This window comes from Novacetimonas hansenii, from assembly GCF_014843995.1.
In the GTDB taxonomy this organism is placed as follows: Bacteria; Pseudomonadota; Alphaproteobacteria; order Acetobacterales; family Acetobacteraceae; genus Novacetimonas; species Novacetimonas hansenii.
In genome coordinates, this window is the sequence record NZ_CP062147.1 from 3,163,847 (window position 1) to 3,186,717 (window position 22,871).

At 59.1% G+C, this 22,871-nt stretch carries 13 protein-coding genes and 1 pseudogene; 6 read left to right on the forward strand and 8 right to left on the reverse strand.

Features of this window, described 5'->3' with window-relative positions:
* Positions 1 to 13: 13 nt before the first annotated feature.
* The 5 genes from IFJ82_RS13780 to IFJ82_RS13800 are packed head-to-tail and all read right to left on the reverse strand — an operon-like array spanning position 14 to position 5,722.
* Positions 14 to 970, reverse strand: coding sequence for an ABC transporter ATP-binding protein (locus tag IFJ82_RS13780; protein WP_192266570.1), 957 nt, complete (start codon positions 968 to 970; stop codon positions 14 to 16).
* Positions 971 to 1,014: 44 nt separating this feature from the next.
* A complete protein-coding gene (locus IFJ82_RS13785; RefSeq protein ID WP_192264955.1) occupies positions 1,015 to 2,061 on the reverse strand; it encodes an ABC transporter ATP-binding protein in 1,047 nt (348 codons plus the stop codon).
* Positions 2,051 to 3,025, reverse strand: a complete 975-nt coding sequence (locus IFJ82_RS13790) for an ABC transporter permease (RefSeq protein WP_003617775.1) — start codon at positions 3,023 to 3,025, stop codon at positions 2,051 to 2,053. The genes IFJ82_RS13785 and IFJ82_RS13790 overlap by 11 nt, the downstream gene beginning before the upstream one ends.
* Positions 3,026 to 3,038: 13 nt before the next feature.
* Complete coding sequence (locus IFJ82_RS13795) at positions 3,039 to 4,043, reverse strand: ABC transporter permease (RefSeq protein WP_003617774.1); 1,005 nt, start codon at positions 4,041 to 4,043, stop codon at positions 3,039 to 3,041.
* Complete coding sequence (locus tag IFJ82_RS13800; protein ID WP_075595900.1) at positions 4,043 to 5,722, reverse strand: ABC transporter substrate-binding protein; 1,680 nt, start codon at positions 5,720 to 5,722, stop codon at positions 4,043 to 4,045. The genes IFJ82_RS13795 and IFJ82_RS13800 overlap by 1 nt, the downstream gene beginning before the upstream one ends.
* Before the next feature lie 1,080 nt (positions 5,723 to 6,802).
* Here IFJ82_RS13800 and IFJ82_RS13805 point away from each other — a divergent pair.
* Positions 6,803 to 9,304 (forward strand): TonB-dependent receptor domain-containing protein, encoded by a 2,502-nt coding sequence (locus tag IFJ82_RS13805; protein WP_003617771.1) that lies wholly within the window; start codon positions 6,803 to 6,805, stop codon positions 9,302 to 9,304.
* A gap of 113 nt (positions 9,305 to 9,417) precedes the next feature.
* Positions 9,418 to 11,313: a CocE/NonD family hydrolase gene (locus IFJ82_RS13810; RefSeq protein WP_225578677.1), complete on the forward strand. Its 1,896-nt coding sequence runs from the start codon at positions 9,418 to 9,420 to the stop codon at positions 11,311 to 11,313.
* 150 nt (positions 11,314 to 11,463) lie between these two features.
* Here the strand turns inward: IFJ82_RS13810 and IFJ82_RS13815 are convergent, their stop codons facing one another.
* From IFJ82_RS13815 to IFJ82_RS13825, 3 genes are all read right to left on the reverse strand, one after another.
* Positions 11,464 to 13,080 carry a serine hydrolase gene (locus IFJ82_RS13815; RefSeq protein ID WP_192264957.1) on the reverse strand — a complete coding sequence of 539 codons (1,617 nt, stop codon included), beginning with the start codon at positions 13,078 to 13,080 and terminating at the stop codon, positions 11,464 to 11,466.
* Between the two features lie 1,026 nt (positions 13,081 to 14,106).
* Complete coding sequence (locus IFJ82_RS13820; RefSeq protein WP_003617765.1) at positions 14,107 to 15,000, reverse strand: LysR family transcriptional regulator; 894 nt, start codon at positions 14,998 to 15,000, stop codon at positions 14,107 to 14,109.
* A 91-nt stretch (positions 15,001 to 15,091) separates the two neighbouring features.
* A complete protein-coding gene (locus tag IFJ82_RS13825; RefSeq protein ID WP_225578678.1) occupies positions 15,092 to 16,021 on the reverse strand; it encodes a serine hydrolase in 930 nt (309 codons plus the stop codon).
* 218 nt (positions 16,022 to 16,239) lie between these two features.
* Between IFJ82_RS13825 and IFJ82_RS13830 the strand changes: the two genes are divergently transcribed.
* From IFJ82_RS13830 to IFJ82_RS13845, 4 genes and pseudogenes are all read left to right on the forward strand, one after another.
* Positions 16,240 to 16,833: a DUF2946 family protein gene (locus tag IFJ82_RS13830; protein ID WP_225578679.1), complete on the forward strand. Its 594-nt coding sequence runs from the start codon at positions 16,240 to 16,242 to the stop codon at positions 16,831 to 16,833.
* Between the two features lie 555 nt (positions 16,834 to 17,388).
* Positions 17,389 to 18,936: pseudogene (locus IFJ82_RS13835) on the forward strand (TonB-dependent siderophore receptor); the annotation flags it as partial.
* Positions 18,937 to 19,376: 440 nt separating this feature from the next.
* Complete coding sequence (locus tag IFJ82_RS13840; protein WP_239026135.1) at positions 19,377 to 20,996, forward strand: ABC transporter ATP-binding protein/permease; 1,620 nt, start codon at positions 19,377 to 19,379, stop codon at positions 20,994 to 20,996.
* A gap of 634 nt (positions 20,997 to 21,630) precedes the next feature.
* A complete protein-coding gene (locus IFJ82_RS13845) occupies positions 21,631 to 22,869 on the forward strand; it encodes an FAD-dependent oxidoreductase (protein ID WP_192264961.1) in 1,239 nt (412 codons plus the stop codon).
* The last annotated feature ends 2 nt before the right edge of the window (positions 22,870 to 22,871 follow it).

Genomic DNA, 22,871 nt, shown 5'->3' on the forward strand with positions numbered 1-22,871 from the left:
GCAGCGCGGCGCGTCAGCCGCGTGAAAGCGGGAAATGACACGCAACATCGTGTCCTGGGCCAATGGGGCGCAGGGCGGGTTCCTCCACCCGGCAGCGTTCCTGCACATGGGGGCAGCGTGTATGGAACCGGCATGCCGCCGGGCGTGCGATCGGGCTGGGAATATCACCGCCAAGCGGGACGGCGCGCATGCCCCCCACCACCGGGCGCGGCACGGCGGCGGTCAACGCAGCGGAATAGGGATGCGCCGGATGGTGCAGCACATCGTCCGTCGCACCAAGTTCGACCACCGCGCCAAGGTACATCACCGCGACACGCGTAGAAATCTGGCGCACCACGGCAAGGTCATGCGCGACGAAAACATAGGTCAGCCCCAGACGTGCCTGCAGGTCCATGAACAGGTTGACGATCTGCGCCTGCACCGACACATCCAGTGCCGAAACCGGTTCATCGGCCACAACCAGACGTGGCGACAGTGTCAGCGCGCGGGCAATGTTGATGCGCTGGCGCTGACCACCGGAGAATTCGTGGGCATAGCGGTTGAGTGCCGCACGCGGCAGGCTGACGAGTTCCATCAGTTCATGCAGGCGCGCGGCAATTTCGGCCGCCGAACGCCTGCGCCCCCCCGCATCGGGATGCACCCGCAACGGTTCCGCCAGCAGGTCGCCAATGCGCCGCCGGGGGTTGAGCGAGGCATAGGAATCCTGGAACACCATCTGCATGCGCGGCCGCAGCGGACGCAGGGCGCGTTCGCCAAGGGCGGTGATATCGCGCCCTTCGAACAGGATCTGCCCAGACGTCACATCCATCAACCGCAGCAGGCACCGCCCCAGCGTGGACTTGCCACATCCCGATTCCCCCACCAGACCCAGCACCTCCCCCGGCATGACCGACAGGGAAATGCCGTCCACCGCCTTGAGCGTCTGCCCACGCGCCAGGGCATAGGTCTTGCGCAGGTCGCGCACCTCCATCAGGGGGGGGGCATCATCTGGCGTCATTGCGGTCAACCGTGCGCTCATGCGGGGGCGTCCTGCGTGGTGGGGGCGGCCACATGCCGCGGCGACAGGGGACGGCTTTCGGTCGGCAGGACACAGGCCGCTTCCTGCCCGGCGCCAACCGGGATCAGGGGCGGCGGGACAAAACGGCAGCTTTCATGTACATAATCGCAACGCGGGCCAAAGGCGCAGCCCGCCGGGCGGTCCAACGGCGCAGGCGGCGCGCCCGCGATGGTCGGCAGGCGTTCAGGCCGTGGCCCGTCCAACGGCGGGATGGAGGCCAGAAGGGCCGCCGTATAAGGATGGCCCGGATGCGCGAACAAGAGGTCCGTCGGCCCGGTTTCCGCCACCCGTCCTGAATACAGCACCAGCGTACTGTCACAGGTTTCCGCCACCACGCCCATATCATGCGTAATCATCAGGACCGAAGACCCATGTGTCGCACGCAACGAACGGACAAGTTCGAGGATCTGCGCCTGCACGGTCACATCCAGCGCCGTGGTCGGTTCATCGGCGATCAGCAGGGCAGGATTGCATGACAGCGCCATGGCGATCATCGCACGCTGGCGCAGCCCCCCTGACAACTGGTGCGGATAACGGTTGGCCGTGCGTGCAGGATCGGGCACACCCATTTCCCCCAGCAGTTGCACCGTGCGCGCACGCGCCTGCCGGCGTGTGACGCGTTCATGCGCGCGGATCTGCTCGTCAATCTGCCAGCCAATGGTATAGACGGGGGTAAACGCCGTCATCGGGTCCTGAAAGATCATGGCGATCTGCTTGCCCCGCAGGCGCCGCATCCGTGCAGGCGGCAGGCCCACAAGTTCCTGCCCGCGAAACAGGGCGGAGCCGGTGATACGCACGCCCGGACTGTCGATCAGCCCCATGATCGCCATGGCCGTCACGGATTTTCCCGACCCGGATTCCCCCACCAGCCCAAGGATCTCACGCTCACCCAGCGTAAAGGACACATGCTCGACAATCGGGATCATGCGTCCGCCCGAAGGGAAGCTGACACACAGGTCGCGCACCTCCAGCAATGGCACGGGGCGGGATATCTCAGCGGCCATCACGCACCCTCGGGTCAAGAAACACATACAGCAGGTCCACCGCCGCATTCGCCATCACCACGAAGACGGCGGAATACATCACGGTTGCCATGATGACCGGCAGGTCGAGGTTGTTCAGCGCCTGATATGTCAGGTGCCCCACACCGGGCAGGCCAAACACAACCTCCGTCAACAGCGCGCCACCGCCAACAAGCTGCGCAAAATCCAGCCCGAACAAGGATACGAACGTAATCATGGATGTCCGCAGCCCATGCCACAGCAGGATGCGCACCGGCGACAGCCCCTTGGCGCGTGCGGTGCGTATGAAATCCTCCCCCGCCAGCGCCACAAGGTCAGAGCGCAGGACACGGCTGTAGATCCCGATGAACATCACCGCCAGCACGATCCATGGAATCACCAGCGCACGGAACCAGCCCAGCGGGCTTTCGCCAAACGGCACGTATCCCAGTCCCGGCACCCATGAAAACAGCCATGTGTCGTGATAACGGCTTTGCGTTACAAGGTTGGTCACCTGCCCCAGCCAGAAGACCGGCATGGAAATCCCCACCAGCCCGGCCATCATCAGGGTCCGGTCCACCCATGTATCCTTCATCGCCGCCGCCAGCGTTCCCATCGCGACCGATACCACAACCCAGATCAGCGCCGCCCCACACACAAGCGATGCCGTGACCGGGGCCGCGCGCAGGATTTCCGGCACAACAAGTTCACCGCGATCGACATAGGACGCAAGGTCGCGCGTGATGAACAGCTTTTTCATCATCGTTGCGTACTGCACCGGCAGGGGCCGGTCGAAACCATATTCCCGGCGCACCTTCTCCATCACGGCGGGGGAGGCATTGCGCCCGGCGATGCGCGCTGTGGGGTCCGCCCCCGGCGTTACAAAGAACACCACGAACACCAGCGCGGAAATCCCGAACAGCACGAAAAGCGTCTGTCCCAGCCGACGTAGCAGGGCAAGCATCATGGCCACGCTCCCTTCACGACGAACGCCGCGCCGCGTCACGCACATCCAGCGCATCACGCAACCCGTCGCCCAGGATATTGAGCGCCAGCACAACCACCACGATCGCAAGGCCCGGCGCGACCGCCACCATGGGACGGGTATAGATCAGCCCTTCGCCATCCTGGATGATGGTGCCCCATGACGCCGCGGGCGCCTGCACGCCAAGCGACAGGAACGACAGCGCGCTTTCCGCCAGCAGCGACAGCGCCATCAGCAGCGGGCCAAGCATCACCAGCGTGGTCGTGACATTGGGCAGGATATCACGCACGACAATACGCCAGCGCGGCACGCCAAGGCAGCGCGCGGCCGTGACGAATTCGGCCTGCCGCAACGCCATGACACGCCCACGTATCGGCCGCGCGGCATAGGGCACATAGACAAGTGCAATGATGAAGATGGGGATCAGCAGGCTGTCGGCCCGCACCGTGACCGGCCCGACCCGCAGCCCGTGGCTGACGGTGACGATCGAAAGGGAGATCGCAAACAGATAGACCGGCACCGCCCACATGATATCCATCATACGCGACAGCAGCGCATCCACGACCCCGCCAGAAAATCCTGCAACAATGCCCGCCATGGCCGCCAGCACAAGGCACACCACCGCCGCACAGGACGAGACCAGAAGGGAATCCCGCCCCCCGTACAGCAGCCGTGACGCAAGGTCGCGCCCCTGGCTGTCCGCACCCAGCAGATAGGTCGCATGCCATGTCGGCCCGATCGGGCTGAGGCCAAGATGCAGCGGGTTGTCATTGGGCTGCATGATATCCACCTCATGCCCGTCCAGCACGATGCTGCCCGCCACATTTGATGTGAACGGGTCCGTATGCGCGACATGATGGGCGTAAAGCGGCGCCAGCATGCATGCCAGCGTCACCAGCGCCAACGTCGCCAGCGCCGCCATGGCGGAACGGTTGCGCGCGATGGAGCGCATGGCCTGCCGCCATGGGCCTGCGGGCGGCGCGGGAAGATCCTGTGCCATTACCGCACCCACGCCCGCGCGACGAGCATGTGATAGAGGGTATGGTAGGCATAATTTCCCAGACGGGCGGAAACCAGGTCTACATCCTTGATGGCAAGAAGGGGCACGGCGGGTTCATCACTGTTAAGCATGTTGGAAGCCTGACGCCACAGGGCCATGCGCACGGGATCGCGTGGTTCCTGTAACGCCCGATGCATGACGGCATCAAGGGCGGGATTGCAATAGCCGGGAATGTTGATCGAATTGTCGGAATGCGGGTGAAAGCTGGAGCAGGCAAACAGCAGATACACAAAGTTGGAGGGAGAGGGATAATCGCCAAACCAGCTTGTCAGGCTGATCTGCACATTGTTGGCACTGTTCTGGATATAGGAAAACTGCACTCCCCGGCTGATCTCACGCACAGATGCCCTGTAGCCGATCTGTTGCAGCCGGTCACGCATCCATGCCCCGATCCCACGCTGTGTTGAATCCGTCTGCACGACGATGGTCACGGCCTGTCCCTGCGTCCCGCTTTTCATGACAAGGTCGCGCGCCCGGTCCAGGTCGGGCCGGGGCCAGCCGGACATGCCGGATGCGGATACAGCCGGCAGCGTATAGGGACATTGCCCCACCGGCGGCAGCACATTGGGCGGCGCCATGTCGCACATCGGGGTCGCCACAGCCGGACCGCCATAGAAGATGGCCGCCGCATGCCGGTCGAGCGCCCATGCCACGGCCTGTCGTGCCATGGCATTGTCAAACGGCGCGATATGAACATTGAGCGGCACATAAACGATATGCAGCGACGGGTTGATATGCACCCGATCGGGGAAACGCGCCCCAAGTTCGCCCAGCCGGTCGAGGGGCTTGACCTCGAACATCCAGTCATCATGCCCGGCCTCCACCGACGTGACTTCGTCCTCGTCACGCAGGCCGAAACGGTAGGTTATCGTATCGACATAGCCTTCGGGCTGTGCGGCGTCGCTCCAAACGTGAAAATACGGATTGCGCGCAAGGTGCAACGACTGTTGCGGGTCATAGGAGACAACACGATAGGCGCCCGTCCCCGCCACAGGCACCGTGCCAACATCATGGTCAGGTGTGTCGGCAGGCAAAATCACGGCATGGGGATAGGCCAGCTTGGTCAGGAACTCTGCATCGGGTTCGACAAGATGGAACGTGATGCGCCCGGTCGCCGGGTCCACCTCCATCCCTTCGGACAGGGTGCAGGCATGGGGCTGGCGCAGGCAGTCATGCGCGCCGACGATATTTTCATAAAAACTGCTGGCCGTGGGACTGCCGACGCGGAAGATGCGTTGGAAAGAGGCCTGCACGTCCTGTACCCGCACGGGCCGCCCGTCGGAAAAGCGGATGCCAGGACGCAGGTAGAATGTCCACGTCCTGCCCCCATCCTCTGGCTGGGGCAATGCCGTGGCCAGATCCGGCACGACCTCGTCCCCGGCCGCGCCCCCCGCCTTGCGATAGGTCAGGAGCCCATCATAAACGGCAGAAAAAATCTGCAGGTAAACCGGTGTGTAATGCAGTTGCGGGTCCAGCGTCCCGCCAGAAGTGCTGCCCAGCAGGCGGAGTTCCCCCCCATGGTGATCCTGCCCCGCCGCCTGCGCCGTAACGCACAGGGCGAACATGGCCGGCAGGAGAACCAGCAGGTGACGGAACACGTACCGCGCGCACAACGACATCAATCGCAACTATTCATGCCCCAAACATCACTGGTGGTGACATGCCTGCAATCCGGCCCCACGGCAGGCCATGACCCACACGCGCCGAAAGAAGCATTTACGAAAACCCCTGATCCACAAAATTGGGTTACACAATACCCGTCCTGTCGATATGGTTGCGTCCCCGTACTGACGCACGATGGATTCAGGCAGGCATGTGGTCCTGCCCCAGGGCCGGGACAGCTATTGTTACCAGACTGTACTGGATTGGCCGTAATATCCAATTCCATCTGGTCATGGGTACATAACCAGCAGTTATGCCATGGCGTACCCGATGGGCACACACGCGTGACATTTTGTTATCCAATTGATATTAAACAATTATATTAAATATCCCCATAAATAATGCGACATTCCCGCCACAGTGCGTCTCCTTAACCCACAGCTAATGAAAACGGGGCGTATTTGGAATTGACATAAAACCATCACCACTGAAATAGTCTGCTGGACATTAACTTTTCTGGGGGGATTGGGACCATGAATCTATATCAAAGCCAATCCTGGAACGCCCGCCCCGTTATGGCGACGGCTGTTCACAGAATACATGAACATCCTGATAAAATCAGGGTATTATATATTCCGCATCACGTATGACCGATGCCTAACGGGGCGTCATGCATGCCCCACCACACGACGGTTCCCCATGCCGGTTTTCTTCATCAACATCCATTATTACATATAAATTATCCTGCAATTTCAGGATCATGGGCCTTAACTTTGTAAAAAATCAGGTCCCAGTGCCCGGCGGGCATCATGGATCATGACATGCCAAGCAAAAGCCCGGGGCAAGCAAGTCCTGCCCTGCATTATGGGGGCGGGCACACCCCTTAACTACAGGTTAAGTAGAACATGATTTTTTGTTATTGACAGGAAACGAATAAACCTAAAACGTTTCGATATAGAACCTAATGGCATCAGCCAGATAACGACCTTACCAAACATGGATTGGCATTATTTTTTCAAGATTGTGTGCCGTCTTCCGCAGAACATGTCGCAACCCGATCTGAGGCAAGGTAACAAATGCTCAGCAAAACTGGACCAATGCAGTATTCGAGAAAAAAATCATGGCTTCTGTTCTGTACGGCGATAACGGGCTATACCCTGTTCTCGTCGGTTGGAACATGTGCTTCGGCCTCCGCTGCGGACACGACGACCACAACGACGACTGCCACGACGCATCGCGTTGCCGCCAGGGGCGCGGTCAAAGGCACGCCCCGGACGGCACATGCAGCCACCGCGCAGCACCAGCTTGCCAGCAAGACGCCTGAAAGCCTGACGGTCAGTGCGACACGCGTGCGCAGCCATGGGTCCGAGGTCGCGGTGACACGACAGGTCATGGATCGTTTCGTCGAAGGGACGAACCCCATGCAGGTGCTGGCGCAGACCACGCCGGGCGCGAACTTCACCTCCACCGATGCGTTCGGCCTGGATACCTATGCCAACACATTCTACGTACGCGGCTTTACGCAGATGCAGATCGGCGCGACCCTGGACGGCATGCCGATGGGCACGCAGGGCTTTGCCAACAGCAACGGCGTCTCGATCACGCAGGCGATGATCCAGGATGATATCGGCGGCATGACCATGTCGCAGGGCGCGGGTGCGCTGGATTCATTCTCGACCCAGAACCTTGGCGGCGCCATGACGTATGTGACGTCTGACCCCAAGGACAAGGCGGGCGGCAAGGTCAGCCAGACCTTCGGCAGCTATAACGCGTTCCGCACCTATGGCCGCGTGGATAGCGGCGTGCTCAATTCCACGGGCACAAAGTTCTATGCGTCCTTTGCACGCACCGACACCAACCTGTGGAAGGGCCAGGGATATCAGGACGAACTGCAGGCGGACGCCAAGCTGGTGCAGCCGCTGGGTGATCGCGGCAAGCTGACGGCCTTCTTTGGCTATGGCGATTTCACGCAGTCCAACTACCTGACGATGACGAAGAACATGTGGCAGAAGATGGGCCGCAATTCGACCTATCTGAAACCCGATTACGAAAAAGCCAAGCTGTGGGCCTATTATGCGCAGTACACCGACCAGGTTCCGTCATCCGTGCAGGGCATCCTGTCGAATGACGAAGTGGGCGATTATTCGTGGGATGCGTCACAGTTGCAGCGCACCTATCTGTCGAACGTGTCGCTGCATTACGATATCTTCAAGAACGTGACGTCCGACACCATCGTTTATGGCAACGTCAACAGCGCCATCTATGGTGGCACCAACAACTTCCTGACCTCACCTTCCTACGGGCCGGTGTCGCTGAACTCCGACGGGACCGTATCGGGCGTGCCGCAGGCGCTGATCGGCAGCCATGCCTTCATGCGCCGCCTTGGCTTTACGCAAAAATTCGCCATCGAAGCCCCGCACCACAACCATATTGAAACCGGTGTCTGGTACGAAAACAACAAATGGGTGTATAACGAACGCCTGTATGAAGATGGCCTGACCTCCGGCCACAACGACGATTCCAACATGCCCGCCGGTTCGGGCGCGACGTGGTTCAACAACAGCTTTAACACCAACACCTTCAGCTTCTTCCTGCAGGACCGCTGGACCATCATGCCGGGCATGACGCTGCTGGCTGGTTTCCGCTCCATGACGCAGACGACGCATGGCGGCACAAAGGCCGACTATACCGACAAACTGGTCGCCGAAGGCTGGAACGCCTATTACCGCCATCCCGTCAGCGGCACCATGACGGCATCCGATGCGTTCCTGCCGCATTTCAGCTTTGACTACCATTTCCTCCGCAACCATGAAATTTACTGGGACATTGCGGAGAACATGCGTTCCTACGATTACTATTCACAGACAGATTCGGATACTGCATGGGGTGGCCTGGGTAATTCCACCACTTCGGCACAGACGGTGTTCAACGCAAACAAGAGCAAGCTGAAGCCGGAACGCACGTGGAACTATGTCGTGGGCTACCGCTACAACTCGCGCTACTTCTCCGGGACGGTGGATTTCTACCACACGGATTACTACAACCGTCTGGCGGCCATTACCGAAGGGTCGGCCAACAACACCAACAACGCCTTCCTGAACGTGGGTCGCGAAACCATGAATGGCGCGGACGTGCAGGGCACGGTGCGTCCGTTCAAGGGACTGGAAATCACCAACAGCTTTAGCTGGAACAACGCCGAATACCAGAGCACGGCCATCAACTATGGCGGGACAACCTACAGCATCAAGGGAAAGCACCAGGTCTACTATCCCAAGTTCATGTATAAGGCGAACCTGAACTACACCTACAAGCGGGCGATGTTCAACTTCAACGTGAACTATATCGGTTCACGCCCCATGACCTACCTGAATGACGAGAAGATCCCGTCATACTGGCTGGCCAACCTCAACCTTGCCTATAACTTTGGCAAGATCGGCTTCACCCATAACCTCAAGACCACGTTTGGCATCACCAACCTGTTCAACACGAACTATATCGGTGGCGTGTATGGCGCGGCATCGGTCAGCGGTGATGACAACGCCAACCTGTTCGTTGCGGCACCGCGCGAATTCTTTGGCACCATCTCGGCGGAATTCTGAAAATCGCCGCCTGATGGGGCCGGACCTTCGGGTCCGGCCCATTTTCTGTACGCTGCATGAGACCGATGATGAAAAAAATATTTCTGCTGTCAGGATGTTTCGCTGCCTTTTCAATGACCGCCCTGGCACAGGAGGCGCCGCCAGGCGGCATCGCCCCCGACATGCCGGACAAGTTCGAGGTCGCGGATTCCAGCTTTGATTACGTTCGTAAGGACGTGATGATCCCCATGCGCGACGGGACGAAGCTGTATACCGTCATCCTGATCCCCCGGGCGGCCCATGATGCCCCCATCCTGCTGACGCGCACGCCCTATAGCGCTGATCACATGGTATCATATGCCTATAGCGGCCATATGGGCTCGATTATGGAGGGGTATGACAACATGCCCGACGTGATCGCCGATGGCGGCTATATCCGCGTTATCCAGGATGTGCGCGGCAAACATGGTTCCGAAGGCCACTATGTCATGGCGCGTCCGATGCGTGGCCCGCTGAATGGCACACAGGTCGATTATTCAACCGACACATGGGACACGATCGAATGGCTGATCCATAACCTTCCGCAAAGCAACCGGAAAGTCGGGATCATCGGGATCTCCTATGATGGCTATACCGCGCTGACGGCACTGTTCCATCCGCATCCGGCGCTCAAGGTTTCTGTGCCCATGAACCCGATGGTCGATGGCTGGATGGGCGATGACTGGTTCCATAACGGCGCCTTCCGCGAGGAATCGCTGCCCTACATCTATACCCAGGACGCCACGCGCAAGAGCATGCCGAAATGGTGGGCCAGTCAGTATGATGCCTATGACGTTTACCTGAATGGCGTATCCGCCGGCATGGTGGGCAAGTCGCGCGGCATGGAGCAGATCGGCTTCTTCCAGCAGATTCTGGCGCATCCCTCCTATGATGCCTACTGGCAGGATCAGGCCATGGACAAGCTGCTACAAAAGGAAGGGCTGAAGGTTCCGACATTGCTGGTACACAGCCTGTGGGACCAGGAAGACATTTATGGCGCGATTGCAACCTATTACGCGTTGCGACAGACCCCGTCGGCGGCCTCCAACCTCTATCTTGCCATGGGGCCATGGAACCATGGAGGAGAGGCCAAAGAGGCAGGCATGCTGGGGGATATCGACTTTCACGCCGATACCGGACTGTATTTCCGCAAGAAGATCCTTGAACCGTTCCTTGCACATTACCTGAAGGACGCGTCCATCCCGCTTCCTGCCCGCGTCACGGCCTTCCGCACCGGGGAGAATGTGTGGGAATCCGAAAATGCCCTGCCGTCACAGGAATGCGCATCGGGATGCACCAGCCTGCATTTCCAGCCCGGACACGGCATTGCCTTCACCCCGGCGGGCGCCAATGCCGGCACGCAGCAATATGTGTCCGACCCCGCGCACCCGGTTACCTATATTCCACGTCCCGTGCTGACCAAAGGGGCAACGGGTTCGCCATGGGCAAAGTGGCTGACGATGGACCAGCGCAATTTCTCCGCCCGGCCCGACGTCCTGACCATGACATCTGGTGTGCTGACGCAGCCCTTTACGATCAAGGGGCAGCCTGTTGTCCACCTGACGGCCGCGACGACCGGCACCGACGGGGATTTTGTTGTCAAGCTGATCGATGTCTATCCTGACGAAGTGCCCGAACAGCGCGAGATGGGTGGCTACCAGCTGATGGTCAGCGCTGATATCCTGCGTGGCCGCTATCGCAAGAGCCTCGAACATCCAGAACCCATTCCCGCCAATACACAGCAGCTTTACAAATTCAACCTGCCTGTGGCGAACCATACCTTCCTGCCGGGGCACCGGATCATGATCCAGGTACAGTCGAGTTGGTTCCCGCTTTATGACCGTAATCCGCAGACCTATGTGGACAATATTTTCCTTGCCCCCGCGAGTGCCTATAAACCGGCACAGATCAGTATTGACGTCGCCAATAGCTGGATTGACGTGCATGCCCCCACACCGGCGGGCAATATCTTCGCCCCGCAAAAACCCTGAATATCCGGACCAATGACAAAAGGGGCATGGGAATCGAATTCCCATGCCCCTTTTTTATGAAATACGTTCTCGAACAATGCATTATTAAAAAGGTACAGACCTTCCCGGACACTACGTCCTAGATCATATTGCCCGGGACATGTTCGATTATCAGGGCTGGTCCGAAACCTTGCGTGGATGCAGGTCCTGCGCGTCAAAGCTGAAGTCCGAGCCGATAACCTGCATCTTCATACCTACGACCTTGCCCATCATATCGCGCTGGAACTGGACATAGCTGTCATCCTCCGCATCCTGTGCGCGGTTATCCCATCGCACCACAAACAGGTCATGCGGCAACGCCGACAGTACACCCGAAAGACCGATCGCCTTGTCAAATGTCAGGCGCAGTTCGGTACCCTTTTGCGTAACATGCAGGTTTCCACGCCAGTCATCATGGTACAGCCCGACATAGTCATGCGCCGCCTGTGCAGACAGCGTGATAAACGGCCGCGCGGGTGATCCAGGCCCATCGGTGGCGGCAGCCTTGGCCGCCTCTGCCTCCTTTGCTGTGGCCTCATCCTTCCAATGCTGCACCCAGTCATCGCTTTTCCCTGTTACGACAAGGGAGTTCAGTGTCGTCTGTATGGCATAAGTCGCATGATGGTCATCATGATTGGTCAGGACCACAATCCCGGTATTCATTTCCGGCAGGAACGAGACATAACTGACCATTCCGTCGATCGTGCCCGTGTGCCATACACGCTTTTTCCCAAAGAAATCCTCGGTAAACCAGCCATAGCCATAGGCACGGAAATGCCCCTGCGTTGCCTGTGCCGTATCCGGCAGCGGCAAAAGCGCATGCGGGGCCCATACCACATCACGCTGCGCAGTACTGATGATGGTTCTGCCCTGCGGGGTTTTCCCACCATTAAGGAACATCTGCACCCAACGGCTGACACCATCGACACTGCACCAGATACCTCCCGCCGGGGCCACGGCAGGCAGACGCAGCGTGGCACGATCAGGCAGGGCAGGATCTTCGCCCTGTCCCGTTGCAACATCCATCTGCCCGCTGACCGGCGGCGTACTCTGGCAGGCGGGCAGGCCAGCAGCGTCGATCAGATGCGACTGGACATAATTTTCCCAGCTTGTGCCACTGATTTTCTCCACCAGCGCACCTGCAACGACATATAACAGGTTATTATAGGCGTAATCCACACGAAATGGCGCGGTAAATGGCATGTAAGGCAGCGCAGCCAGCACTTCGGGCCGTGTGAAGGTGCTGTGGGAAAACAGCATCAGGTCGCCCGCCCCCTCACCCATGCCGCTATGATGCGTCAGCAGGTCACTGACGCGGAAATCACGCGTGATGGCGGGATCTGCCACCCGGAATTCCGGCATATGGTCGATCACCCGGTCATCCCATTTCAGCTTGCCCGCATCAACCAGCGTCGCAAGCGCAGTGGTGGTGAATTCCTTGGTATTGGACCCGATTGCGAACATCGTGCGCGTATCGACATTACCACTATGCGCGTCCTCTCCCCTGCGGCCATATCCCCGTGCAAAAACGACCTGTCCATCATGCACGACCGCCACGGCCACACCCGGAACATGGAACGCATCGCGCGCGCGCGCGACAACCGCGTCGATCTGTGCGGCGCTGAGGCCCGGCGGCAAGGCAGCGGGCGCGGCCCACGATGCAGAAATCGCAGGCGGCAATATCGCAAGCGACAATATGCCCATTCCCACAATGCGACGGGCGACCCGTCCTGCACATGACTTTTTCACTACCGGCCATCCTGACGCTGCTGAAGAAAAGGGACGTCGTCACAAACATGATGTGACACCACCTGCCAGCAAAGCATGAAACCTGCCCCCCTGTCGCGTAACGAGATGCTGCCCGCCCTTAACCTTACGTAATACCCGCCAGACCGCCGTGCAGAACCTTATGCATAAAACATGCCCGAGAGATTGTTTGAAAACAAATCATTGATAGAAAACAGGAAAGGTTTTTAGGTGCCACCTTTATTTCAAAAAAGCGGCGTCTTTCGAAGCTTTTTAGAAAAAGATTCACCAAAAATCTTTATAATTTCAGGATGTTATTGAGACTTACTTTTCAAAAATTCTCTGATATATAAAGTGGTGTTTGATTACCTGATTTTTAAACGTCCAATATAAGGTCTTTTGAAAAACTGAAATCCTGACCGAAAATCAATTGATTTATTTCAGTTACTCAAGAAACGCTGATGTTCATAGTGAAGGCCGGATAGGTTGTTTTGCTTTCTCAATCGCGATTTATGGTCATGAGGTTGGGGACAATCTGCCTCATAAGATTTGATCCCAACGCAGCGTTGTTTCCTACCCAAAACCACTCAAACCTCTTTTTGCGTCAGGCTCTGATATATTGCAAAAAACCTTTATGATACCGAAATTTTTATGCTTTCATGCCTTCACAAACCTTGAAATATATCAGATCCATAAACAGAAATATATTGGAAGCCTCTTCTTCCCTTATTCGAGACTATTTGAAAAGTCTGGCTCGATAACACACTAAAATTATAAAAGTTTTTGGTGAAGCTTTTTCCAAAAAGCTTCAGAAGACGACGCCTTTTTGAAAAAAGTCGGCACCCCAAAACTTTTCTTATTTTTTATCAATGATTTGTTTTTTAAACAGTCTCTTCATATTGGCCATTCTCAAATATCCCTCCAGGAACAATAAAGAATCTTATCGAGGGCGATACCAAAAAGGACTCCATCAGAAATTTTCTTATGATTAAACCATATTTTTAATATCAGGATTTCCGTGCGGAAGCCTCAGCACCGCAGCCGCCCAAGGTCAACATCAAGTTCCGTACGCAAAAGCGACAGGATATCACGCGAAATATGCGAAAGCGCATAATCCGCACGAAACAGCACCGTGCATGCCACATAGAGGGGGGGCGAGAGTTCGTGCGGTTTCGACAGGCCGGGGTGATGCAGCGCGGTCAGGGCATCCACGATGGCGCACCCCGCCCCCAGTCGCACCAGCTCGGCCGCCATGTAATGCGTGCGCACCCGCACCGACGGGGCGGTGCAGAGGCCCGCCTCCTCCATTGCCATATCCAGCAGGCGCGCAGTGGGATCATTTTCACTCAACCCGATGTAACGGGCGGGGTTGATCCGTTCCATAACGACCGGGCCATCGGTGCCGTCCCCGCCATCAATCAGCAGCAGCGGCACATCCGCGATGTGATGGGAACTGACGCCGTCGCAGGAATAATCGCCAAACACGATCCCAAGGTCGAGGTCATGATTTAGGATACGCGACACGATTTCGGTACCGTGAAGGGTATCGACCGTCAATTCCGTTCCGGGATGGTCGGCATGGTAACGCTGGATCACCCGTGGCACGAGGCTGAGGCCAAGGCTGGGGACACAGCCGATATTGATCGAATGCCCGTCACGGGCATAACGCAGATTGTCCGTCAGGCGCTTGAGGTCGGACAGCTTGGCAAAGATCGTGTTGACATGCGGCAGCATGATCTGCGCCTCACGCGTGGGGACGAGGCGACCGCCCGTACGCTCGAACAGGGCAAAGCCCAACGACTGCTCGGCATAACGCAGCACCTTGCTTGCGGCGGGCTGCGAAACATGCAGCACCTCTGCCGCGCGACGCAGTGACCCCGTCGTCATGATCGCATAAAAAACTTCAATCTGACGCAGTCGCATGTCTTACACGGTCCCCGTACGCTGGCTGGTTAGGCAATGCCGCCGCGCGACACACCCGGGGCACATCAGGGACGCGCCAGAAGCTCCCCCGTTACCCGCCCTTTGGCGCACCCATGGCGGGTGACGCGACGAAATGGCCATAGACCTGACGGGAAATGCCATTCAGCACCCGGATGCCCGCAGCCTCGTCAGGCAGGGATTTCGTCAGCATCACAAGGATATAGTGACGTCCATCAGGCAGGAAGACAATGCCCGCGTCATTGCGCACGCCATCCACCCATCCGGTCTTGTGCGCAACAGGGGTTCCGGGCGGCAGGCCGGGAGGGATCATGTCGTTAAATGTCTGGCCACGCAGGATGTCGATCATCGCGGCACTTTGCGCGGGCCCTACGATCTTTCCCTGGTCGAGCTTCTGCATGAACATGCCAAGCCCCTTTGCCGTCATCTCGTTACGGATGCCTTTGTCATTGGCGTCATAATCCTCGATCATGCGGCCAAAGCGCACTCCCTTGAGGTGCTGGGCATGCATGACGGCATGGATATAGGGCACGCCGATCCGTTCGACCATCAGGTTGGTGGCAAGGTTGCTGCTGTACTGGATCATCACACGCACCAGTTCGGACACCGTGACGGGCCTGCCGATCTGCGCATAAAGCGGATCATAGGAATCCTCTTTCTGCTCCAGCGAGAAACTCCGCGTTCCTACGAGGGAGTGAAAGCGGTTATGCACCACAATCGTCTCCTGCGGCTGAAGGGTGCCACGTGTAAACATGTCATAGGCCGCGTCCATCACGAACAGTTTCATGGTGCTGGCGGCATTGATGTAATCCGTGCAGTTCAGGCAGACCTGCGGGCGCTGTCCCGACATCGCGGCATAGACGGCGAAAGACCCCGGCTGTCCTGATACGGTTTTTGCCACATCCTGCGCCAGCGTTGCGGCCTGCACCGGGGCGGCGGCACATACCAGCCCAACCGTGGCGGTCATGACGCCACGCCGCAACATTGCAAAGATACCGGACATGACCTTTCCTTCCGTAAATCGGCCCGGTGGGTGGGCCGGACGTTCATGCAGCACGGACGCCAGACCGCCTGCCATCCATGACGGGGGGGAATGCGTTCGGGCGCACTGTCGCACCATTACGTGTTCGACACAATATGCCCGCCAGCCGATTTGACAAGCCTTACGGCGTGACCGACATTGCCACGCATTCGTGAAAAAAAGGCATATCTTTCCGCTTCATGGCACGCATTTCCCATCCTGTGACAGGCATGGCCACCATCCGGTGGCTGGTTGTTGTGTGCACGTTGCTGGGCTTTGTGGGGCAGTTGCTGGTCCTGAGCCGCGCGCTGCCCGGGGAAATGCCACGCGCCACGATTGAACGCCTGACCGGTATTGATATCGCCCCCATGGCGGACATGGGATGCGAAGACGCCGCCACAATGGTCATGGAGGACGGCCCGCATCGCGCCCTGGCGCAGGCCATGACCCATCTCACCGGCCGGGCCATCCTCCATGGTCCGGACCATGGTCGTGACCACACTCCCGACCATGATACATCCCGCCATGACCACGACGGGTCATGCACGCTGTGCCCGCTGCTGCACCTGCCCGCCATCGCACTGGCGGCACTGCCGTTCATGCCGCTGCCGCCGATGGCGTGGGCACGCCCGCATGCCCGTCCGGGACAACCGCGTGCACCCCCGGCAATTTCCCCGGGCGTTCCCCCCTCACGCGGCCCCCCTGCTGAATGCCCCCTGGCGTCAGCAGGACCACAGGCCACGTTCCCCCACGCGACAGCCCCATCACCCAACAGGGTATGTGGCACGACGTGATCGCACGCCTGTCCTGCTGACTGGTTTCATGTCAGTTCAGGATCGCAATCCATGTCGCGTTTTTCAAAGGCGTCCGGGCCTGTCGGGATCATCCCGGCCCGGATTGTTCTGGTCGGGGTCATCCCGGCCGGAATCCTCCTGTGCGGATGCATGATCGCACATCACGCCCATGCAACCCCACATCATCCCCCCCAAACCCTGACCAATCCAGCCCGGCCCAATCCGGTTCGGACCCGTGCTGCACAACCCAGTGCGGGCCGTCCCAGTGTGGCCCGCCCCAGAGCTATCGAATCCAGTGCTGTCCAACCCAATCCTACCCGGCCTACTGCGGCCCGGACGGCAACAGCTGCCCCCCGCACACATGCCACCACCAGGGCCGTCCCTCCACCCCAGGCCGACAGCACCCTGCCCCGGCCTGAAGCCATAGAGGTCAGGGCCAACCGTGGGTCCTATACGGTGCCCACAACCGACCTGTGGGGCAAATCGGGCGTTGCGCTGAAGGATGTACCGCATTCGGTTTCCGTCATCACACAAGAACGCATGCAGGATTCCAACATGCTGACGATGACGGACGCAATGCGGCAGGTGAACGGCATCCGCGTCCTGCCAGGGTCAAGCGCGAATTCGAATTTCTATTCCCGCGGCTACCAGCTTACGACGTCGCTTGACGGCACGCCCAATGCGGCAGGGACGCTCAACAACGCGACCTTCGACCTGTCGATGTATGAACGTATCGAGGTCCTGCGCGGCTCTGCCGGGCTGTTGCAGGGGGCTGGCGGCGCAGGCGGCGTGGTTAACGAGGTGACAAAAAAACCGGGACACGATTTCGCCCTCAGCGGTGCGGCAAGCGTCGGCAGCTTTGACAACTATCGCGCCGACATCGACCTGAGCACGCCGCTCAACCGTTCGGGGACACTCCGCTTTCGCACTGCGGACCTGTTTGAGGACAACCGCTATTTCTATCAGTATTCCCATTCGCGCAAATGGCAGGCCTATGGCGCGCTGGAATGGGATATCACGCCCACGACAACCTTCCTTGTCTCCCACGCGGCACAGCAGCAGGACATTACCGCGCCCTATTTCGGCCTGCCGGTCACAACGGACAGGACGCTGTGGTATGGTGGGCGGTCGGCCAATCCGTCCCAACCATGGGGCTACAGCAACTACATGACACAGCAGACTGCCGTGTCACTGTCACAAAAGATCGGACGGAACTGGACGCTGACGGCACGCGGGACATTTTATGACCAGAGCTATGACATGCTCTATAATGAACCCTGGACGACCATCGGCGCGAAAAGCGGCCTGCTGACCTATGAGGACCAGGGCATTTCCGCGCAGAAGGGGACGAACTCTTCACGCTCCGCCGATATCTATGCCACAGGTGCGTTCCGCCTGTTCCATCATACGCATCACCTGCTGGCGGGCTTCAATTACAATTCATATGACCAGTACGTGGCCTATCCCGACATTACGGGCAGTGGCGTATATGACAATATCAGCATCCGCAACACCGCCGCCATCCCGGCCCCTGCCGCAGGCAGCGTCAGCTATGCCGCGTCCTCTGGCGGGGCCGAAGGCAGGGATGATGCTGCCTATCAGTGGGGGTTTTACGGGCAACTGCGGCTTGAACCCGTCCGGGGCCTGTCGGTGGTGCTTGGCGGGCGCGTCTCGCGCTTTTACGAACATGCGCGCGACACCTCTCCGTCGCCGCGCGGGGCGTGGGCGACGCGGTCGGACATCCATGCCCAACTGACGCCCTATCTGGGCAGTGTGTACCAGATCACCCCGCACCTGTCGTGGTACGCCAGTTATGCCAGCATCTTCACCCCATCGGTGGGGGATATGCGCTATCGCGGCGGCGGGCTTGCGCCACAATTGGGAAACCAGGTGGAAACCGGGTTCAAGGGGGAGTATTTCCACGGTCGCCTCAATGTCTCGACCGCGCTGTTTCGGATGGAAAGCGTCAACCAGCCGCTGTCAGACCCTGAACATGTCGGATTTTACATCACCACCGGCCCCATTCGCCGACAGGGATGGGAGGCACAGATGGACGGGGAGATCCTGCCGAACCTCAGCGTGTCGATCGGCTATACCTATCTTGATACCAAGCTGTCCAATCCGTCCTCGGCGGATTTCGGGGGGGGCGTATTCGCCACACCACATGTTCAAGTCATGGGTACATTACACCCTGCCCGCAGGCCGTCTGAAGGGGCTGAGCCTCGGGGCGGGGATCGACGCCAGCAGCAACCTGCATGGCGGATATCCCACCACCGTGCAGGGCGGATACATGACCATCGACAGCGTCATCGGCTATGTCATCAACCGGCACTTACGCCTGCAGCTCAATGCCAACAATCTGACCAACCGTTATTATTACGAACGGGCCAGCGGCGTGTGGCAGTTCAACTTCCCCGCGGCCCCCCGCAATTTCATGGCGACCCTGCGTGCGACATACTGATCCCCCTGCCCGCCACTCCCTGTCCGACTGGACGGTCGTGCTGCCCTACTGGCGTTCACACGAGAAATGGGCCCCACTGGCGATGCTGGCCACGATCGTGGGGCTGTCATTCATCTATGTCCGTACGGCGGTGTGGTTCGGCCGGTGGAACCAGCAGTTCTTTGACGCCATGTTCGCCTACAGGGTGGAAACCTGCCTATGGCTGCTGCCCCCCTATATCGCAGTCTGTGTCCTTTCCAGCGGATGCTATGTCCTGCAGACCTACCTGACGCAGGTGCTGTCGATGCGCTGGCGGCTGTGGAACACACGGGTCTATCTGCGGCGGTACCTGTCCGATACGGCATATTACCGGATGGAACATGGTACCGCGACGGGCGACAACCCTGACCAGCGTATTGCCGATGACCTGTCGCAGATGACGGTGCTGAGCCTGCGCATGGCCCTTGATGGCATACAGGCCGTGACGACGCTGCTGTCATTTTCCATTGTGCTTTGGGAAATCGGCGGCAGCATCGACATGAGCTGGTCCGGGCATCATCTTCGTGTTTCAGGCTACCTTCTTCTGGGCACCATCCTTGCAACGCTGGGGGCGTCAATCCTTATGGAAAAGATGGGAAGCCCCCTGATCGAAGCCGATTACAGGCAACAGCATTTCGACGCGGACCTGCGCGCGGCCTTGATCGACATGCGGCGCAATTCCGAACAGATCGCCTTCAGCCGGGGCGAGGACGCAGAAAACCTGCGTCTTTCACATTATCTGCGCACGATCGCCCATAACTGGCGCAGCGTCGTAACCTATACATGGCGGGCGAATTTCGTGGGCGACCTGTTCAATGGCACCGCGTCGATCATCCTGTGGGTATTGCTGCTGCCGAAACTGGTGGCCCACGCGCTAACCTTTGGGGAATATTCACGCATCAACGCGGCGTTCATGCAGGTCCGGCGCAGCCTGCAATGGTTCATGAACAATTATACCGACCTTGCCACCCTGCGCTCGGTCATGCAGCGCCTGCACGAATTCGAACGCACCGTCAGCCTGCCGCCCTGCACGCGCATCACACATATCGACACGCCAGCGCCCGGCCTCGATATCCGCGACCTTGTCCTGCATCATCCCGATGGCAGGCAGCTTTTGCATATTCCAGCCCTGCATGTCGATGGGGGGGAACGCTGGCTGGTGCGCGGGGCGTCCGGAACGGGCAAGAGCACCCTGCTGCGCGCCATCGCGGGCCTGTGGGAACATGGCCACGGCACCATCACCCTTGACAGGGGGAACTGCATGTTCCTGCCGCAGCGCACCTATCTGCCCCATGGCAGCCTGCGTGCGGTCCTGTCCTATCCCCATGCGGCGTGCAGCCATGACGATGCCCTGTATGAAGCGGTCCTGCACACCGTGAACCTTGACGCCTGCGCCGCGCGGCTGGACGATGAGGCACAATGGGACACGATCCTGTCCCCTGGCGAGGCACAGCGTATCGCCATGGCGCGTGTCCTGCTGCAGCGGCCGGGCATGCTGTTCATGGACGAGGCGACCTCCGCCCTTGATGACGAAAATACGCGCCGCATCCACGCCGCGCTGCTTGCGGCGCTGCCGCACATGACCATCATCAGCATCAGCCATCATGAAAGGGACCGCGCCTTTCACCCGCATGAACTGCGGCTTGCGGATGGGCGCGCCCTTCTCCTACCGCCCCCGTCATGAGAAGGCTTCGAAAAAAAACAAGCCGTTGATGAAATAAGGAATGATTTTGAGATTCTGCCTCAATTCCTTTGAATATGGGCCGACATGTTTCGAAATTTTCAGACAGATCTGCCCTGAAAAATATCATGGTCCGCGTTTCCAGAAGACTGTTTGAAAAGTCAGTCTCAATAACATACTGAAATTACAAAAGTTTTTGGTGAAGCTTTTTCCAAAAAGCTTCAGAAGACGCCGCCTTTAAAAAAAAGGCGGCACCCAAAAACTTTTCCTGTTCTTTATCAATGATTTGTTTTCAAACACTCTCTTTGGGATGCCAGCCAAGCGGCGGCCCCAGCCCCCACACCCGGACCATAAATTTTCTGACAAAGCCATTTTTTCAAACAGGCGTCGCAAGACGCGCGCCCAAAGAAACGGCACAAGCAGGACACCCCCGAACGGCTTTCGCGCCATACCGCACAACAGGGACGCCCCCTTTTTCAAATCTGCCGCCACACCCCATCCCTTAACCATGAGTTATAGGGGGACTGCATTTTAAAACTGGCCTGCGCGGGTATCTGTTTTTAGGTTTCCACCTGAAATAACCTCATAAAAACATTACCATCTTGCAACAGGTAGTGAGTAGCAAGGGACAGGCGCGATGCCGGCACAACGCAATATCACGGTCATTGGCGGCGGCGTCACGGGACTGGCGACGGCCTATGCGCTGCTGCGCGATGGGCATGCGGTCACGCTTCTTGAACGGCGCGACGATGTGGGGCAGGAGGCCAGCTTCGCCAATGGCGGGCAACTGAGCTATCGCTATGTCCATCCGCTGGCGGATGCGGGGGTGCCGCGTGAATCCGTGTCGTGGCTGTTGCAGGCGGGATCACCGATTTCGCTGCGCCTGCGTGCCGACCCGCACCAGTGGCGCTGGATGCTGGCGTTCCTGCGGGCGTGCAACAGCACCACCAATGCCCGTAACAGCCAAATCCTGCTCCAGCTCGCACTCCGCAGTCAGGATGAACTTACCCGCTGGCGCGGCGAGGGGCTGAAGGATTTCCTGTGGCGGCAGCCAGGCAAGCTCGTGGTCTATCGCAACGCCGCCAAATTTAGCAAGGCCGCCGCCGGGATCAGCAATCCCGAACGCGAACAGGTCCTTTCCCCTGCTGAATGCGCGCGCGTGGAACCAGCCTTTGCCGCGCTGGCACCCAGTCTTGCAGGGGGGATATTCTCCCCCGCTGACGAAGTGGCGGACTGTTACCGTTTCTGCCTGTCGTTGCGCGACGCGATGGCCGCCATGCCGTCCTTTACGTTGCGGCATGGACAGGCCAGCCTGCGTCAGGGCACGAACGGGCGATGCGACGTGCTGGTCGATGGCAGGGCGCATGAGACTGACCTTGTGGTGCTGGCGGCGGGCATGGGATCGCGACAGATGGCGCGCGCCATGGGCTTTGACCTGCCGCTTTACGGGCTTAAGGGATATAGCCTGACGGTGGCTTCGCCCGCCGGGACGATGCCCGATGTCAGCGTCACCGATTATGACAACCGTGTGGTCTATGCCCGTCTGGGCGATGCGCTGCGCATTGCGGCGATGGTCGATATCGGGGCGCGTGACAACAGCATAAATCCCCGCCGTATCGCGCGCCTGCGTGACCTGGCGGCGAAAACCCTGCCACGGGCGGGGCCATATGACACCGCGCGCCCGTGGGCGGGCCTGCGCCCGGCGACGCCAAGCGGGGTGCCGATCATCGCGCGCACACGCGCGCCCAACCTGCTGCTTAACGTGGGACAGGGGGCGCTTGGCTTTACGCTTTCCGTGGGATCGGCGCTGCGGGTCTGCGACCTTGTACGTGGCAATGTACGTGGCGATGCAGCCCCCCTTACCAACGCAACATAAGG

What these genes read in the sequence shown, in the direction of transcription:
- IFJ82_RS13780 (WP_192266570.1), bottom strand. Translation starts at nt 970, where the DNA reads ATGGAGGTGCGCGACCTGCGCAAGACCTATGCCCTGGCGCGTGGGCAG.
- IFJ82_RS13785 (WP_192264955.1), bottom strand. Translation starts at nt 2,061, where the DNA reads ATGGCCGCTGAGATATCCCGCCCCGTGCCATTGCTGGAGGTGCGCGAC.
- IFJ82_RS13790 (WP_003617775.1), bottom strand. Translation starts at nt 3,025, where the DNA reads ATGATGCTTGCCCTGCTACGTCGGCTGGGACAGACGCTTTTCGTGCTG.
- IFJ82_RS13795 (WP_003617774.1), bottom strand. Translation starts at nt 4,043, where the DNA reads ATGGCACAGGATCTTCCCGCGCCGCCCGCAGGCCCATGGCGGCAGGCC.
- IFJ82_RS13800 (WP_075595900.1), bottom strand. Translation starts at nt 5,722, where the DNA reads ATGTCGTTGTGCGCGCGGTACGTGTTCCGTCACCTGCTGGTTCTCCTG.
- IFJ82_RS13805 (WP_003617771.1), top strand. Translation starts at nt 6,803, where the DNA reads ATGCAGTATTCGAGAAAAAAATCATGGCTTCTGTTCTGTACGGCGATA.
- IFJ82_RS13810 (WP_225578677.1), top strand. Translation starts at nt 9,418, where the DNA reads ATGACCGCCCTGGCACAGGAGGCGCCGCCAGGCGGCATCGCCCCCGAC.
- IFJ82_RS13820 (WP_003617765.1), bottom strand. Translation starts at nt 15,000, where the DNA reads ATGCGACTGCGTCAGATTGAAGTTTTTTATGCGATCATGACGACGGGG.
- IFJ82_RS13825 (WP_225578678.1), bottom strand. Translation starts at nt 16,021, where the DNA reads ATGTCCGGTATCTTTGCAATGTTGCGGCGTGGCGTCATGACCGCCACG.
- IFJ82_RS13830 (WP_225578679.1), top strand. Translation starts at nt 16,240, where the DNA reads ATGGCACGCATTTCCCATCCTGTGACAGGCATGGCCACCATCCGGTGG.
- IFJ82_RS13840 (WP_239026135.1), top strand. Translation starts at nt 19,377, where the DNA reads ATGCTGGCCACGATCGTGGGGCTGTCATTCATCTATGTCCGTACGGCG.
- IFJ82_RS13845 (WP_192264961.1), top strand. Translation starts at nt 21,631, where the DNA reads ATGCCGGCACAACGCAATATCACGGTCATTGGCGGCGGCGTCACGGGA.